The 14,134-nt window shown below is 67.5% G+C and carries 14 protein-coding genes; 8 read left to right on the top strand and 6 right to left on the bottom strand.

Annotation, left to right across the window (positions count from 1 at the left end; translation table 11 throughout):
* Positions 1 to 15: 15 nt before the first annotated feature.
* Together O5M90_RS18190 and O5M90_RS18185 are read right to left on the bottom strand one after the other, a co-directional pair.
* Positions 16 to 819, bottom strand: a complete 804-nt coding sequence (locus tag O5M90_RS18190) for a MipA/OmpV family protein (protein WP_269839849.1) — start codon at positions 817 to 819, stop codon at positions 16 to 18.
* A 9-nt stretch (positions 820 to 828) separates the two neighbouring features.
* Positions 829 to 1,365 carry a peroxiredoxin gene (locus O5M90_RS18185; RefSeq protein WP_269840097.1) on the bottom strand — a complete coding sequence of 179 codons (537 nt, stop codon included), beginning with the start codon at positions 1,363 to 1,365 and terminating at the stop codon, positions 829 to 831.
* Positions 1,366 to 1,441: 76 nt separating this feature from the next.
* On the opposite strand from O5M90_RS18185, the gene O5M90_RS18180 reads away from it, so the two are divergent.
* On the top strand, positions 1,442 to 1,945 hold the full coding sequence (locus O5M90_RS18180; protein ID WP_269839848.1) for an ureidoglycolate lyase: 504 nt from the start codon (positions 1,442 to 1,444) through the stop codon (positions 1,943 to 1,945).
* Between the two features lie 79 nt (positions 1,946 to 2,024).
* Positions 2,025 to 2,915, top strand: coding sequence for a hypothetical protein (locus O5M90_RS18175; RefSeq protein ID WP_269839847.1), 891 nt, complete (start codon positions 2,025 to 2,027; stop codon positions 2,913 to 2,915).
* Here the strand turns inward: O5M90_RS18175 and O5M90_RS18170 are convergent.
* The 3 genes from O5M90_RS18170 to bufA2 are packed head-to-tail and all read right to left on the bottom strand — an operon-like array spanning position 2,912 to position 4,823.
* Positions 2,912 to 3,679 (bottom strand): HvfC/BufC N-terminal domain-containing protein, encoded by a 768-nt coding sequence (locus tag O5M90_RS18170; protein ID WP_269839846.1) that lies wholly within the window; start codon positions 3,677 to 3,679, stop codon positions 2,912 to 2,914. The genes O5M90_RS18175 and O5M90_RS18170 overlap by 4 nt on opposite strands.
* Positions 3,676 to 4,521, bottom strand: coding sequence for an MNIO family bufferin maturase (gene bufB, locus O5M90_RS18165; protein WP_269839845.1), 846 nt, complete (start codon positions 4,519 to 4,521; stop codon positions 3,676 to 3,678). Before bufB ends, O5M90_RS18170 begins: the two co-directional genes overlap by 4 nt.
* Before the next feature lie 14 nt (positions 4,522 to 4,535).
* Positions 4,536 to 4,823: a BufA2 family periplasmic bufferin-type metallophore gene (bufA2, locus tag O5M90_RS18160; RefSeq protein ID WP_262971955.1), complete on the bottom strand. Its 288-nt coding sequence runs from the start codon at positions 4,821 to 4,823 to the stop codon at positions 4,536 to 4,538.
* A gap of 361 nt (positions 4,824 to 5,184) precedes the next feature.
* Here bufA2 and O5M90_RS18155 point away from each other — a divergent pair, with 361 nt between their 5' ends.
* The 6 genes from O5M90_RS18155 to O5M90_RS18130 all read left to right on the top strand — a co-directional run bounded on the left by O5M90_RS18155 (position 5,185) and on the right by O5M90_RS18130 (position 13,789).
* Complete coding sequence (locus O5M90_RS18155; RefSeq protein WP_269839844.1) at positions 5,185 to 7,998, top strand: TonB-dependent receptor; 2,814 nt, start codon at positions 5,185 to 5,187, stop codon at positions 7,996 to 7,998.
* A gap of 128 nt (positions 7,999 to 8,126) precedes the next feature.
* Positions 8,127 to 8,864, top strand: coding sequence for a GntR family transcriptional regulator (locus O5M90_RS18150; RefSeq protein ID WP_137943801.1), 738 nt, complete (start codon positions 8,127 to 8,129; stop codon positions 8,862 to 8,864).
* 45 nt (positions 8,865 to 8,909) lie between these two features.
* On the top strand, positions 8,910 to 9,791 hold the full coding sequence (locus tag O5M90_RS18145; RefSeq protein ID WP_269839843.1) for an N-acetylmuramic acid 6-phosphate etherase: 882 nt from the start codon (positions 8,910 to 8,912) through the stop codon (positions 9,789 to 9,791).
* A gap of 58 nt (positions 9,792 to 9,849) precedes the next feature.
* Positions 9,850 to 11,136, top strand: coding sequence for an AmpG family muropeptide MFS transporter (locus O5M90_RS18140; protein ID WP_269839842.1), 1,287 nt, complete (start codon positions 9,850 to 9,852; stop codon positions 11,134 to 11,136).
* On the top strand, positions 11,133 to 12,269 hold the full coding sequence (locus O5M90_RS18135; protein WP_269839841.1) for an acyltransferase family protein: 1,137 nt from the start codon (positions 11,133 to 11,135) through the stop codon (positions 12,267 to 12,269). The genes O5M90_RS18140 and O5M90_RS18135 overlap by 4 nt, the downstream gene beginning before the upstream one ends.
* A gap of 2 nt (positions 12,270 to 12,271) precedes the next feature.
* Positions 12,272 to 13,789, top strand: a complete 1,518-nt coding sequence (locus O5M90_RS18130; protein ID WP_269839840.1) for a glycoside hydrolase family 10 protein — start codon at positions 12,272 to 12,274, stop codon at positions 13,787 to 13,789.
* 14 nt (positions 13,790 to 13,803) lie between these two features.
* Here O5M90_RS18130 and O5M90_RS18125 read toward each other — a convergent pair whose 3' ends face one another.
* Complete coding sequence (locus O5M90_RS18125; protein WP_137943796.1) at positions 13,804 to 14,094, bottom strand: hypothetical protein; 291 nt, start codon at positions 14,092 to 14,094, stop codon at positions 13,804 to 13,806.
* Positions 14,095 to 14,134 lie beyond the last annotated feature (40 nt).

The following is a 14,134-nucleotide window of genomic DNA, read 5'->3' as shown; positions in this document are numbered from 1 at the left end:
GGTTACCGGTGGGTTTCAGCGCCAGCGATAGGCCAGCCCCAGCGCGGCCGTCACGCCACGCTCCCGCTCGGTCAGCGGGCTGGCGGCCGCGTCGGCCAGCAGCCGGGACATGCCCAGGCTGGCGAAGGCCACCCAGTGCGGCCCCAGCACGGTGGTCAGCCCCAGGCCGGCATACAGATCGGTGGCGCCGGCGCCGGGGCGGTACAGCGCCAGCCCGCTGGACTCGGCGGCCTGCGCGCTGATGCCGTAATAGCTGCGCAGATGGCGGCGGTCACCGACATTCAGGCCGGCGCCGGCGCTCCATTCGCTGCGCTCGCCCAGCCGGGCCCGGTAGCCCAGGCCCAGACCCAGCGTCGCGCCGCCACCGCGCCCCATCAGGTCCTGCGACAGGCCGACCGACAGCGACCACTGCGGGTTCAGCGCATAGCCCGCATACAGCCGGCCGCGCAGCGTTCGCCGGACATCGGGCAGGCCGGCCAGGCGCGGCGAATCGCCGCTGCTGCGGCCGCCATCGACCCGCAGCGCCAGCCCCAGCTTGATGCGCTCGCCGCTGATCAGATCCGCGCTGGCGCCAGAGCCGCCGGCTTCACCGCCAAAGCCCAGCAGGCCGCCGGCCCGCGAGGTGCTGATGCGAAAACGCCCATGCTGATAGGCCCACAAAGGCCGCAGCCTGGCCTCGCTGTGCCTAGCCCCCGAGTACTCGGGCGCGCTGAGCAGCGAGGCGCCGAGCAGAAAGCGCGGCGGCGGGGCCGGCGCCGTCTCGGCCAGCCCGACCCCGTGCAGCAGCAGCAGGGCCAGCAGGAGCGGGGCGCCAGGCATCTCAGTGGCCTACTTGGCGCTGGCCTTCCACTGCTGCGCGGCCGTCAGCATCGCGTCGACATGGCCGTCGGGGCTGAGGCTTGAGAACACCGCACCGATACGGCCCTCGGGCGTGATCAGGTAGGAAATGCGGTCGGCCGTGCCGGGCAGCAGGCGCAGCGCGGCGTCATAGTCCTTCATCACCTTGCCGCCGGCATCGGCCGCCACCGCGAACTTGCTGCGGCAGGCCTCGACCGAGAACTTCTTCAAGGTCTCGATATCGTCGGTGGAGATGCCGATCACGGTGGCGCCCAGCGCCTTGAAGCGATCACTGGCCTCGGCAAACTGATGCGCCTCTATCGTGCAGCCGCCGGTGTAGGCCTTGGGATAGAAGTACAGCACCACCGGCCCCTTCTTCAACTCGGCCGCCAGGCTGAAGCGAAAGGGCTGGCCGCCGACGGCGGCCTCGGCCGTGAAGTCGGGCGCCGGCGCACCGGGCTTGAGTGCCGCCTGGGCGGCGGGCAGGCCCGCCAGCAGGGCGGCGCAAAGGAGCAGGCGGCGGATCATCATGGAGGGCCTTTGCAGCGATGAGATCAATGCCCTGATGATCGCCGAAATCGGCGCCGGCGCTAGAGTCGTGGCCATGAGCACGCCCCTCCTGCTGAGACCGCAGCCGCTGACCGCCGCCGCCTTCGCCCCCTTCGGCGAGGTGATCGCCACCGACGCGGCCGCCCGGCACTTCCCCATCAACGGCGGCACCACCGAGCGCTATCACGACCTCGCGCAGCTGCAAGCCGGTCCCGAGGGCCGGCTGATCGTCAGCATCTTCCGCGGCCAGCCGCGCACCCTGCCTCTGACGCTGGTCCTGATGGAGCGCCACCCGCTGGGCTCGCAGGCCTTTGTGCCGCTGTCCGGCCGGCCCTATCTGATCGTTGTGGCAAGACCCGGCACCGCGCCAGGGGCCGAGGACTTGCACTGCTTTGCGGCCCGCGCCGATCAAGGCATCAACTACGCGCCGGGCGTCTGGCATCACCCCTTGCTGGCGCTGCAGGCGCCGAGCGACTTCCTGGTGATTGACCGGGCCGGGCCGGGCGGGAATTGCGATGAATGCGAGCTGACAACGACGGTATTGATCAAGGCTCTCTGACCTGATTCTTGCGCTAGCATGCGCAGCACAAAAAAGGGGATCTGGGCATGCGCCCAAGATCAATCCATCAGGGAGAGTCATGAAAACCAAGCACAAGAAATCCGTCGGGCGGTTGACTGCGCCGCCCCGTCTATGCCTGCTGGTCGCGACGGCAGCAACTGCCATGCTGCTGACCGCTTGCAGCATCGGGTCAGACATTGGCGAAGAACTTGGCGAAGTCCTTGGCTGCATCTTCTCGAACTGCAAGGACTCGGCCGATATGCGGCTGGAGGACATCAGTCCGCGCCACCGCATCAGCCAGAGCGGCAACACCGTCACGATCCTGGCGCAGCTGAGCCAGAGTGCCAATGTGCTGACCGTTGTACGCCCCAGCGGCGGTGATCGCCTCAGCGCCAGTTTTGGTGGCCGGTCAATCGAGCTGCGCGACCTCAGCGACGGCATGCGCGAACGCTATGGCGCCAGCTTCACCCACACGGGCGAACAGCCCAGCGTCAGCGTGCTGTTCCATCGCGGCACCGACAGCCATGTCAGCACAGCCGCCCCGCCCCGCCCTTTTGTGATGCTGGAGCCCTTAGGCCCAGTCACTCAGACCCGCAATGGCACCGGCATCACCATCGTCCTGGGCCTGCCAGCAAGCGTCCTGCCAGGCAATCTGCTCAGCGGCCGCTGCGAGCGCGTCGATGGCAGTCGGTTCGAGGCCGAGACCCAGTTGCCGATCAAACTGATCTCGGCTGTAGCAGATCGCCAGACTTACCAGGTCGACCCTGCGGTGCTGGATATCAAGCTCAATGAACGCAGCATCGCGGCCAACAACGGCGTCGTCACGACCCCCTTCGTCAGGCGCTGCGAGCTGACGGTCACCTGGGCCCACGAAATCCGGGGCCAGGCGGCCACGACGCTGAACCATCACGGCCGGATCACTGGCGCCTACGAGGTCACGCAGCGGCTGAACTACGAGGCCCAACTCTAAAAGCAAGGAGCCGTCAGCAGCGCATCCTCGACCCAGCGCCGTAGCAGGCCGCCGGCCTCCCTGGCGATGTCGGTCTCGGGAAAGCGCTCGCTCAATGCCTCGCACAGCGCGGCGAAGCTTTGGCCCTGAGCCAGGGCATCCAGCGCGGCGGCCTCCAGCTTGCCAAGGCTGCGGAAGTGCGGGCTGCTGCCGCGCCGCCAGATCAGCACATCCAGCGCCTGCGCCAGCGGCTCGGCCGAGGGCGGCGCCTCGTCCTGATCCAGCGCTTGCCAGATCGCCAGCGTGTTGTGGGACAGACGCAGACGGCGATAGCTGGGCGGCAGGCCGAAGCCGATCGTGGCCCAGGCCTCGGCCGGCAGCGCCGCCAGGTCGGCGGGGGTCAGGGCTTGCGCGTCGGCGGCATCGAAGGCCTCGCGCAAGGCCCAGTCCAGCGCGGCCAGCTCGGCGATGTCAAGGTCCTGCGGATGGCGCTCGGCCAGCCAGGCCGGGAAGGCGGCGCCGAACCAGCGCAGGCTGGGATGGCTCGACGGGTGGGCGATCAGGTAGGCGCGCGCCTCGCGCTCGAAGGCCTCATCGCCCAGATAGGTGGCGGTATGGCCGTAGCTGTCCAGCAGGGTTTCGACCAGACGGGCGCGGTAGGCCTGGTGGTAGATCGCCAGCCGACGCTCAATGCCGATGCCGCCGGGCCTGACTGCGGCGGCGAACTGTTGCGGCTGGTCCAGCAGCAGAGCCTGAAACTCGGCCTGCAGGGTTTCGAGCATCATGCCGCGAACTCCTCGACAGCCGCTTCCGATGCGATGGCACGCGCGGTGTCGAGCTCGGCCAGCAGCTCCGGCAGCGGCGGGATGCGGTCATCGCGCTCAATCATCGTGGCCACCGGCCCGAAGCGGCGCAGTGCCGCCAGGTACAGCGCCCAGACCGGCGATGCGACCGAGTAGTCATGGGTGTCGACCAGGTGGTCGCCGTAGTCGCTATGGCCGGCCAGATGGAATTGCTGCACGCGATCGCGCGGCAGTGCGTCCAGATAGTCCAGCGCATCGAAGCCATGGTTGACCGCGCTGACATGGATATTGTTCAGATCGACCAGCAAGAGGCAATCGCTGCGCCGGCACAGCTCGGCCAGGAACTGGGCCTCGCTCATCGCCGAGTCCTGGTACTCGATATAGCTGGAGACGTTCTCCAGCACCAGACGCCGGCCCAGCACCTCCTGCACCCGGGCCACATTGCAGGCGACCACGGCCAGCGCCTCCTCGGTATAGGGCAGGGGCAGCAGATCATGCATCTGGCGGCCGTGCACCCCGGTCCAGCACAGATGGTCGGAGACCCATAGCGGCTGCACCCGCTCGGTCAGCGCGCGCAGCTGGCGCAGATAGCCGGGGTCAGGGCCAGCCACCGCGCCGATCGACAGCGACACGCCATGCATGGCCATCGGATACCTTGCGCGGATCGCCTCCAGCATCTGCATCGGCTTGCCGCCGGGCACCATATAGTTCTCGGAGATGATCTCCAGCCAGTCGACCGGCTGGGGCTCGGCGAGAAAAGCGCTGTAGTGGGCGCTGCGCAGGCCCAGGCCGAAGCCCGGGCCGGGCCGCGTGATGGAGGACATCGGCGGCCTTTCGCTTACTTCTTGGCCACGAGATCGGCGATCACGCCGCCCTTGTCCAGGCAGGCCTTGGCCTCCATGCCCTTGAAGCCATGGCCCTTGCAGCCGTTCTGGCCCTTGCAGGCGTTCTCGCTGGTCTTGCAGTCGGAATTGCCCTTGCACTCATGCACGCCGTAGCAGTGCACCTTGTCGCTGGCGGCCACGGCCAGGCCGGTGCTGCCGGCGGGCGCCGGGGCAGCGAACGCGTTCATCGCAAACAGTGCGGCGGCGGCGGCGAGGGCAGATCCTTGGGTCTTGGTCAGCATGATGAATCTCCGTTCGATCCCGGGGGGACCAGTAAAGCAAGTCAGATCGCTTGCGCTGGCTCTGTCGCAAACGCCGAGCCCGGCCTTACACCACCGACCCAAGATTTTTCCGCTCGAGCCCCTCGGCGGAAGAAGAGAGCAAGAAGATCAACCATCAAGAATTGGTACCATAAAATAAGACCTTATGAAAATCATCGAGGCCAATAATCCACACAAGCCCACCAGGCATTCGTGGATATGAACCATATTTTCTAGTGGTTTTCATGGGGTGGATTGCGATTTGGTACAGAAAAAGGTCTACTAACACTGCGGCAAGTGGTCCAGATATACAGGCGCCGCGCCATCCAGGAGACCGAACACCATGAAGCGCTTCCCCCTCACCCAGATCGCCAGCGCCGCGTCGCTAGCCTTGCTGCCCGCCCTGGCATTGGCCCAGCAGGCCGCCCCCCTGCCGGATACCGAAACCGGCAAGAACCAGCAGCTCGAACAGGTTGTCGTGACCGGCATCCGCGCCTCGATCCAGAAGTCGATCGATACCAAGCGCAATGCCGACACCAACATCGAGGTGGTCTCGGCCGAGGATGTGGGCAAGATGCCCGACAAGAACATCGCCGACGCGCTGTCCCGCCTGCCTGGCGTGAATGTGCAGTTCGGCGGCGCGCTGGCGATGGACGAGGCCGAGCGCGTCGCCATCCGTGGCACCAGCCCCAACCTGAATCTGGTGACGGTCAACGGCCACGCCCTGAGCTCGGGCGACTGGCACGTCGGCGACCAGGGCAGCAGCGGCCGCTCGGTGGGCTTCGGCCTGCTGCCCTCGCAGCTGATCGGCCAGTCCATCGTCTACAAGACCCAGCGCGCCGACCTGACCGAGGGCGGCATCTCGGGCAGCGTGGACATCCTGCTGCGCAAGCCGCTGGACTTCAAGCAGCGCCTGAGCGGCGAGCTGGCGGTTGGCGCCGTCTACGCGGACCTGCCCGGCAAGACCGACCCGCAGCTCAGCGGCCTGATCTCCTGGAAGAACGAGAGCAACACCTTCGGCGTGCTGCTGCAGGCCTACAAGGAAGACCGCCATCTGCGCCGCGATGGCGAGGAGACCTTCAGCTACGGCGTGATCACGCCCGCCCAGGCGGCCGCCTCCGGCAACCCCGAGCTGGCCGGCAAACGCATGCCCGGCAGCATCAACAACGCAATGTTCGAGGGCGTGCGCAAGCGCACCGGCATCTCGACCGTGCTGCAGTTCAAGCCCAGCGACAAGCTGGAGGCCTCGCTGAGCGGCTTCCGCAGCGTGCTCAAGGCGGACAACTACAACACCTCCGGCTTCGCGCTGCCGACCGGGCTGGTGGGCGCCGGCTGGCTGATCAAGGACGCCAAGATCGACGGCAACGTCATCAGCAGCGCGCGCCTGGAGCGCCCGGCCAATGCGCCGGCCGCCCAGCGCGTGATCGGCTTCGAGTACGACAAAATCCTGCGCGACGGCGCCGAGTCGCTGAGCTCCTTCTACGACTTCGACCTCAAGTTCACGCCCACCGACAAGCTGACGCTGCGCAGCCGCATCGGCACGACCAAGGGCCAGGGCGAGACCAAGCAGCAGCCGCAGCTGACCTTCGGCCTGGTCAACCCGAATATGAGCTACAGCATCGACCCGTCCAAGGGCACCAGCTGGACGATGCTGAACTCGGCCAACCAGCCCATCGACATGGGCAATGTGTCGAACTTCGTGATGATGAGCAACACCGCCGCCGCGGTGGTGTCCAAGGACAAGGAGGACTACCTGCACCTGGACGCCGAGTACGCGGTGGGCGGCTCGCTGATCACCAACCTGAAGTGGGGCCTGCGCAGCGCCAAGCACAAGCGCAGCTATGACGTCATCGGCGCCCGCTGGAACGCCACCGACCAGGGCGTGGCCTTCATCTCCGTCACCGGCGGCCAGCTGGTGGACAACATCATCCCGCCGGGCACCTTCCCGGCGCCGGCCGGTGCCTACCCCTCGGACTGGGCCTCGGGCGTCAAGGCCCAGCTGCCGCAGGGCCTGTTCCGCTACAGCGCCGAGCAGCTGCGTGCCTTCGGCGCCCAGTACATGAACTGGGACCCGGTGCTGAACCGCTCGCTGACCAGCGGCTACGCGGTCGACGAGAAGAACGACGCGCTGTACTTCATGGGCGAGTTCGAGCTGAGCCCGCAGATCAGCGGCAATGCCGGCCTGCGCCATGTCAGCACGACCGTGGACTCGCTGTCCTACCAGGCGCTGACGCAATGCGTGGCCCTGCAGCCCTGCGCCGTCCCCGGCGCCATCGTCGGCTCCAAGCTCGGCACCTATCTGCCGCGCCTGACCAGCACCAAGCATTCGACGATCCTGCCGAGCATGAACCTGCGCTGGGACCTGCGCAGCGACCTGATCGCGCGCGCCTCGGCCTCGCGCTCGCTGGGCCGCCCGAACTACAACGAGCTGGCCGGCGCCGTCTCGCTGAACGACACCCTGCTGACCGGCACCAGCGGCAACCCGCAGCTCAAGCCCGTGCTGTCCACGAATATGGACGCCACCCTGTCCTGGTACTTCGCGCCGCGCGCCGTGCTGTCGGGCGGCCTGTTCACGCAGCGGCTGCAGAACTACGTCAAGGCCGGCACCTCGGCGATCGAGTATTTCAACATCAGCCAGGGCAAGAACACGACCTACACCGTGACCTCGCGCGTCGGCGTCAAGGCCAAGCTGCAGGGCGCCGAGGCCGCGCTGGAGATGCCGATCGCGGGTGGCTTCGGCTTCGGCGTCAACGCCACCTATATCGACTCCGAGGACAAGGACGGCGTCGAGATGCTGGGCACCTCGAAGTGGACCTACAACCTGCGCGGCTTCTATGAGGACGACAAGTTCTCCGCCAGCCTGGCCTGGAACTACCGCACCGACTACAGCTTCGGCTTTGTCGGCAACGGCACCAATGTCCAGCCGACCACGCCGGCCGGTGTCGTCACGACCTACAACGGCCTGCGCTACTACAAGGGCTCCGGCTCGCTGTCGGCCTCGCTGGGCTATCGCATCAGCAAGGACCTGAGCATCCACCTGGATGGCAACAACCTGCTGAACCCGGTCCGCCACACCTACGACCTCAGCGAGAACGCCCCCGGCTACTGGCATGAAAGCGGTCGCCAGTTCTACCTGAACCTGCGCATGAAATTCTGACGTCCGACATCAGTCGCAACCAAAGCGTCGGAATCCTGGCGGGGTCTCGCGCCCCGCCCCTTTTCTCCTACGATGTCCGGAACCGGCCGCTCACGTCACGGCTTTCTCTCCCCTCATCAAGACCCTCCATGGACCGCGCCCAGAAACGCCAGCAGATCAAGCAGCAATTGCTGGCCATGATCAAAAGCAATGCCAACGGCGGCCGCCTTCCGCCTGAGCGCGAGCTCAGCGAGCGCTTCGCGGTCGCGCGTGAGACCCTCCGACGCATCCTGCGCGAGCTGGAGCAGGACGGCGTGCTGGAGCGCAAGCAGGGCGCCGGCACCTTCGTATCCGGCCAACCGGTGCTCAAACAGCCACAGTTGCGCTCCTTCTCCGAGGAGATGCGCGAACGCGGCCTGACCCCGTCCAGTGAGATCCTGTCATGCCGGCGTGTGGCGGCCGGGGCCAAGCTGGCGAGCCGGCTCAAGCTGATTCCAGGCTCGTCGGTCATGGAACTCAGACGCCTGCGCATGGCCAACGACGAGCCGATGGCGCTGGAGACCACGTATCTGGTGCCGAGCCAGCTGCAAACGCTGGAGCCGGCCGAGCTGACCCGGCACTCGCTCTACGAGCTGCTGGCGCAGCGCTTCGACATCCATGTCCGCTCGGCCATGCAGCAGGTGCAGGCCACCGTGCTCTCCGAGGAAGAGGCCGATCTGCTCGAAGTGCCGGCCTTTTCGCCCTCGCTGCTGGTGGAGCGCCTGACGCTGGGAGACAGCGGCGAGATCATCGAGTTCGCCAAGAGCCTCTATCGCGCCGACCGCTACCGCTTCGAACTGCAAGTGCGCCGCCCCCCGACGGCCGCCGACCCGGAGCCTGCCGCCTGACCCGGCACCCGGCCACCAGCGTTCCTGTATCAGCCAAGAAGTCCCATGCTCAAGACTGAAACCCCCAACAGCGACCATTCCGATCTCGACCTCTATGACAACGCCCGGCTGCTGCAGGTGCTGGCGGACGACCAGTTGCAGGCCGTCGCCGCGCTGCGCGCCGCACTGCCGGCGCTGCAGCAGGCGGTCGAGGCCGCGCTGCCGCGCATCCAGGCCGGCGGGCGGCTGATCTATGCCGGCGCCGGCACCTCGGGGCGGCTGGGCGTGCTGGACAGCGTCGAGCTGGGTCCCACCTTCTCGTGGCCACGCGAACGCGCGCTGGCCCTGATCGCCGGCGGCGAGTCGGCGATGTTTGTCGCGGTCGAGGGCGCCGAGGACGACGAGGCCCAGGGCGAGCGCGATCTGCAGGGCCTGACCCTGGGCCCGAACGATGTGCTGCTGGCGCTGGCCGCCTCGGGCGGCACGCCCTATGTGCTGGGCGCTCTGCGGGCCGCGCGCGCGGCCGGCGCGCTAAGCCTGGGCTTTGCCAACAACGCGGGTGCGCCGGTGCTGGCGGCGGCGGAGATCGCCATCCTGCTGGACACCGGGCCCGAGGTGATCTCTGGGTCAACCCGGCTGAAGGCCGGCAGCGCGCAGAAGATGGCGCTCAACACCTTCTCCAGCGCGCTGATGGTCAGGCTGAACAAGGTCTACGGCAATCTGATGGTGGATCTGCGCGCCAGCAATATCAAGCTGCTCAAGCGTGCGGTGGCGCTGACGATGCAGGCCAGCGGGGTCGACGAGAAAGCAGCCCGGGCGGTGCTGGAACAGTGCGATTTCCATGTCAAGGTGGCTGTGGTGGCGCTGCGCCGCGGCTGCAGCGTCGACGAGGCCCGCGCGGCACTGGCGCGCCACCAGGACAGCGTGCGCCAGGCCCTGGCGGGCTGAGCTCGGCATTGAGTCGAGAATGGCGACGCCTCCAGCTCCCCACGCCCCCGCCCCGCGCATGAACAGCCACCCGCAAGACCCGACCCTTCGCAGCCCCTGGACCTGGATCCCGACGCTGTACTTCGGCCAAGGCCTGCCCTATGTCGTCGTGATGACCCTGTCGGTCATCATGTACAAGAACCTCGAGGTCTCCAACACCGAGATCGCGCTCTACACCAGCTGGCTCTACCTGCCCTGGGTGATCAAGCCGCTGTGGTCGCCGCTGATCGAGCTGTTCGGCACCAAGCGGCTGTGGATCGTCGCGCTGCAGTTCGCGGTGGGCGCCTCGCTGGCCCTGGTGGCCTTGACGATACCGGCCGAGCGCTTCTTCCAGCTGACCCTGGCGATGTTCTGGCTGATGGCCTTCTCCTCGGCCTCGCACGACATTGCCGCCGACGGCTTCTACATGCTGGCGCTCAAGCAACACCAGCAGGCCGCCTTCGTCGGCGTGCGCTCGACCTTCTACCGCATCGCCAATATCGGCGGCCAGGGCGGCCTGGTCTATCTGGCCGGCGAGCTGCAGGAGCGCACCGGCAGCATGCAGACCGCCTGGAGTCTGGTGTTCGGCGTGCTGTGCGGCCTGTTCCTGCTGATGGGGGCCTATCACGCGCTGATGCTGCCGCGCCCGGCCAGCGACCAGCGTGCCGCGCCCCAGCATGACTGGGTCGGCGAGTTCTTCCGCGTCTTCGCCGAGTTCTTCCGCAAGCCCGGCATCTGGGTCATCCTGGCCTTTTTGCTGTTCTACCGCTTCCCCGAGGCCCAGCTGCTGAAGCTGGCCACGCCCTTTCTGCTCGACAAGCCCGAGCTCGGCGGCCTGGGCCTGAGCAACAAAGAGGTCGGCATCGCCTACGGCACGGTCGGCCTGACGGCGCTGACCCTGGGCGGCCTGGCCGGTGGCTGGGTGATCTCGAAGATCGGACTGAAGCGCGCGCTGTGGCCGCTGATCCTGAGCATGCATGTGCCCAATATCGCCTTCCTGGCGCTGGCGCTGGCGCAGCCGGGCAATCTCTGGCTGATCAGCACGGCCTTGGCGGTCGAGCAGTTCGGCTACGGCCTGGGCTTCACCGCCTACCTGATGTACATGATCCTGGTGGCCGACGGTCCGCACAAGACGGCTCATTACGCGATCTGCACCGGCTTCATGGCCCTGGGCATGATGCTGCCGGGCATGTGGAGCGGCTGGCTGCAGGACCAGATCGGCTATCTGAACTTCTTCATCTGGGTGCTGGTCGCGACGATTCCCTCGTTCGCGGTCGCGGCGCTGGTGAATATTCCGGCGGACTTCGGCAGGAAGGTCGACGAATGAGCGCCGGCCGGCTGCTGTCCCTGGATGCGTTCCGGGGCTTCACGATCGCCGCGATGCTGCTGGTCAACAATCCCGGCGACTGGGGCCATCTCTACGGCCCGCTGGCCCATGCCAGCTGGCATGGCTGGACCTTCACCGACTGGATCTTCCCCTTCTTCGTCTTCATCAGCGGCATTGCGATGACGATCAGCCTGGGCCGCCGCGCGCAGCAGGGCGCCGACAAGCCGGCGCTGCTGGCCCAGACCGCGCGCCGTGCAGCCGTCATCATCGGCATCGGCCTGCTGCTGAACCTGATTCCCAGCTTCAATCTCGCCGAGCTGCGCATCCCCGGCGTGCTTCAGCGCCTGGGCCTGTGCACCCTGCTGGCCGCGCCCATCGTGCTGTGGTGCGGCTGGCGCGGCCAGCTGGCCTGGGCCCTGGGCCTGCTGGCGGCCTACAGCCTGGTGATGCTGCTGCTGCCGGTGCCCGGGCCTGACGGTATCTGGCGCGCCGGCTCGCTGCAGCCGGGCGAGGATGTCGGCGCCTGGCTGGACCGGCTGCTGATCGGAGAAAACCACCTGTGGCGCCAGAGCCGGACCTGGGACCCCGAGGGCCTGCTGTCCACCGTGCCGGCCGTGGCCAGCCAGCTCTTCGGCGTGCTCGCCGGCCATCTGCTGGCGGCCCGGCGCGAACCGGGCGAGAAGGCGATGTGGCTGATGGTATCGGGGCTTGCCGGGCTGTGGCTGGGCCAGCTGCTCGATGCCTGGCTGATGCCGATCAACAAAAGCCTGTGGACCCCATCCTATGTGTTCGCGATGGCCGGCTGGGGCCATCTGATGTTCGGCCTGTGCTACTGGCTGCTCGATGCCATGCCGCTGCCGCTGCTGCGCGCACGCATCGCCCGGCTGGCCCATCCACTGATCGTCTTCGGCATGAACGCGCTATTCCTGTTCGCGCTCTCGGGCCTGCTCGCCAAGCTGCTGGGCTTTTTCCAGTGGCAGGGCCGCTCGCTGAAGGCGCTGATCTATGCGCCGATCCAGGCCCTCGGGCTGGCGCCGGTCAATGCCTCCTTGCTGTTTGCGCTGCTGTTCCTGAGTCTGATGTACGGCATCGCCTGGCTGATGTGGCGCAAGCAATGGTTTGTGAAAGTCTGAACATGCTCACTCGTCGTACCGTCCTCGCCAGCACCGCCGCGCTGGCCGCCTGTTCCTCGAATCCGCTCTTGCCAGCCGGGCCGCGACTGCGCGCCGCGCCCGAGCTGCTGGTCCAGGCGCCGGCCGCGCCGCGCGAGTTCCGCGCCGCCTGGGTCGCCACCGTGGCGAATATCGACTGGCCCAGCAAGCCGGGCCTGAGCGCCGCCCAGCAGCAGGCCGAGATGCACGCCATGCTGGACCGCGCCGCCGCGCTGAAGCTCAATGCCGTGATCCTGCAGATCCGCACCAGCGCCGATGCGCTGTACGAGTCGGCGCTGGAGCCGTGGAGCGAATACCTGACGGGGGTCCAAGGCCGCTCGCCGGGCTACGACCCGCTGGCGCTGTGGATAGACCAGGCCCACCAGCGCGGCCTGGAACTGCATGCCTGGTTCAACCCCTTCCGCGCGCGCCAGAGCGGCGCGAAGTCGGCCCACGCGGCCAGCCACCTGAGCCAGACCCAGCCGCAGTGGGTCAAGCGCTATGGCGAGCAGCTCTGGATCGACCCGGGCGAGCCGGCCGCCGCCGAGCACACGCTGGCGGTGTTCCGGGATGTGTTGCAGCGCTACGAGGTCGACGGCATCCATATCGACGACTATTTCTATCCCTATCCCATCAGCAACGACGGGCAGGAACTGGACTTCCCGGACGAGCCGTCCTGGCAGCGCTATCTCCAGAGCGGCGGCGGCCTGGCCCGGCATGACTGGCGGCGCAAGAACGTCGACGACCTGATAGCGCGCCTGCACGGCATGATCCGCGCGACCAAGCCCTGGGTGCGTTTCGGCATCAGCCCCTTCGGTCTTGGCAAGCCGGCGCTGCGCCCCGAGGGCATTGCCGGCTTCAGCCAGTACGACAAGCTCTATGCCGATGTCGAGCGCTGGCTGGAGCGCGGCTGGCTGGACTATCTGGTACCTCAGCTCTATTGGCCGATGGCGCAGAAGGCGCAGGCTTTCGTACCACTGCTGGACTATTGGCATGGCCAGAACCCGCACAAGCGCCATGTCTGGCCCGGCCTGTTCACCAGCAAGATCACTGACAAGGCCGACAGCTGGCCGGTGGCCGAGATCCTCGGCCAGATCGAGCAGGTGCGCACACGCTATCCCGGCAGCGGCCATGCCCACTTCAGCATGATCGCGCTGCAGCAGAACCGCCGCGGCCTGGCCGACGCGCTGGCCGCCGGCCCCTATGCACAGGAGGCGCTGCCGCCGGCCTGCCCCTGGCTGGAGGCGGATGCGCCGAGCGCGCCGCTGCTCAGCCTCGTGGGGCTGGACGAGCAAACGCTGCGCCTGGCGGTCCAGCCCGGCCCTGGCAAGCCGGTGCTGCGCCATGCGCTGTGGCTGCGCTACCGGGATCAGGGCTGGCGCTTGCGCGTCGTCAGTGGCAGCGAACTGAGCCTGCCCCGTGCAGGCCTGCTGGGTCTGGTGATCTCGGCCATAGACCGGGTCGGCAACGAGAGCCCGCGGCTGGCGCTGGCGCTGGACTGATCGCCCTCAGGCGCTCAGGCGAAGGTATCGACCAGCCCGCCTATCGTGCCGCCGCGCGCGGTATGAAACCACAGCAGCGGCCCCAACTCGACGCTGATGCGCAGCTGCTCGTCGGCATACAGCGTCGTGCTGCCCCGGCTGTAGGCCGGTGTGCTGGAACTCTTGATCGGCTGCGGCGCGCCCCCCAGCGGCTGATAGTCATGCGCCAGCGCGTCCTTGGCCTGCTGGCGATGTTGCTGCAAGGGGTCGACGGCGAAGGCCGAGGTCTGGATCGGGTAACGGTAGATATCGCCGGCGCGGAGCAAAAAAACACCTCAACAGTCCTGTCGCTGCTGTCACAGGGCG

This window comes from Paucibacter sp. M5-1, from assembly GCF_027498415.2.
GTDB lineage: Bacteria > Pseudomonadota > Gammaproteobacteria > Burkholderiales > Burkholderiaceae_C > Roseateles_E.
The sequence above is the reverse complement of the archived record's forward strand: the minus strand, read 5'-3'. Positions and strand labels throughout refer to the sequence as shown.

Coding starts and splice junctions, on each gene's coding strand:
- O5M90_RS18190 (WP_269839849.1), bottom strand. CDS start 819: ATGCCTGGCGCCCCGCTCCTGCTGGCCCTGCTGCTGCTGCACGGGGTC.
- O5M90_RS18185 (WP_269840097.1), bottom strand. CDS start 1,365: ATGATCCGCCGCCTGCTCCTTTGCGCCGCCCTGCTGGCGGGCCTGCCC.
- O5M90_RS18180 (WP_269839848.1), top strand. CDS start 1,442: ATGAGCACGCCCCTCCTGCTGAGACCGCAGCCGCTGACCGCCGCCGCC.
- O5M90_RS18175 (WP_269839847.1), top strand. CDS start 2,025: ATGAAAACCAAGCACAAGAAATCCGTCGGGCGGTTGACTGCGCCGCCC.
- O5M90_RS18170 (WP_269839846.1), bottom strand. CDS start 3,679: ATGATGCTCGAAACCCTGCAGGCCGAGTTTCAGGCTCTGCTGCTGGAC.
- bufB (WP_269839845.1), bottom strand. CDS start 4,521: ATGTCCTCCATCACGCGGCCCGGCCCGGGCTTCGGCCTGGGCCTGCGC.
- bufA2 (WP_262971955.1), bottom strand. CDS start 4,823: ATGCTGACCAAGACCCAAGGATCTGCCCTCGCCGCCGCCGCCGCACTG.
- O5M90_RS18155 (WP_269839844.1), top strand. CDS start 5,185: ATGAAGCGCTTCCCCCTCACCCAGATCGCCAGCGCCGCGTCGCTAGCC.
- O5M90_RS18150 (WP_137943801.1), top strand. CDS start 8,127: ATGGACCGCGCCCAGAAACGCCAGCAGATCAAGCAGCAATTGCTGGCC.
- O5M90_RS18145 (WP_269839843.1), top strand. CDS start 8,910: ATGCTCAAGACTGAAACCCCCAACAGCGACCATTCCGATCTCGACCTC.
- O5M90_RS18140 (WP_269839842.1), top strand. CDS start 9,850: ATGAACAGCCACCCGCAAGACCCGACCCTTCGCAGCCCCTGGACCTGG.
- O5M90_RS18135 (WP_269839841.1), top strand. CDS start 11,133: ATGAGCGCCGGCCGGCTGCTGTCCCTGGATGCGTTCCGGGGCTTCACG.
- O5M90_RS18130 (WP_269839840.1), top strand. CDS start 12,272: ATGCTCACTCGTCGTACCGTCCTCGCCAGCACCGCCGCGCTGGCCGCC.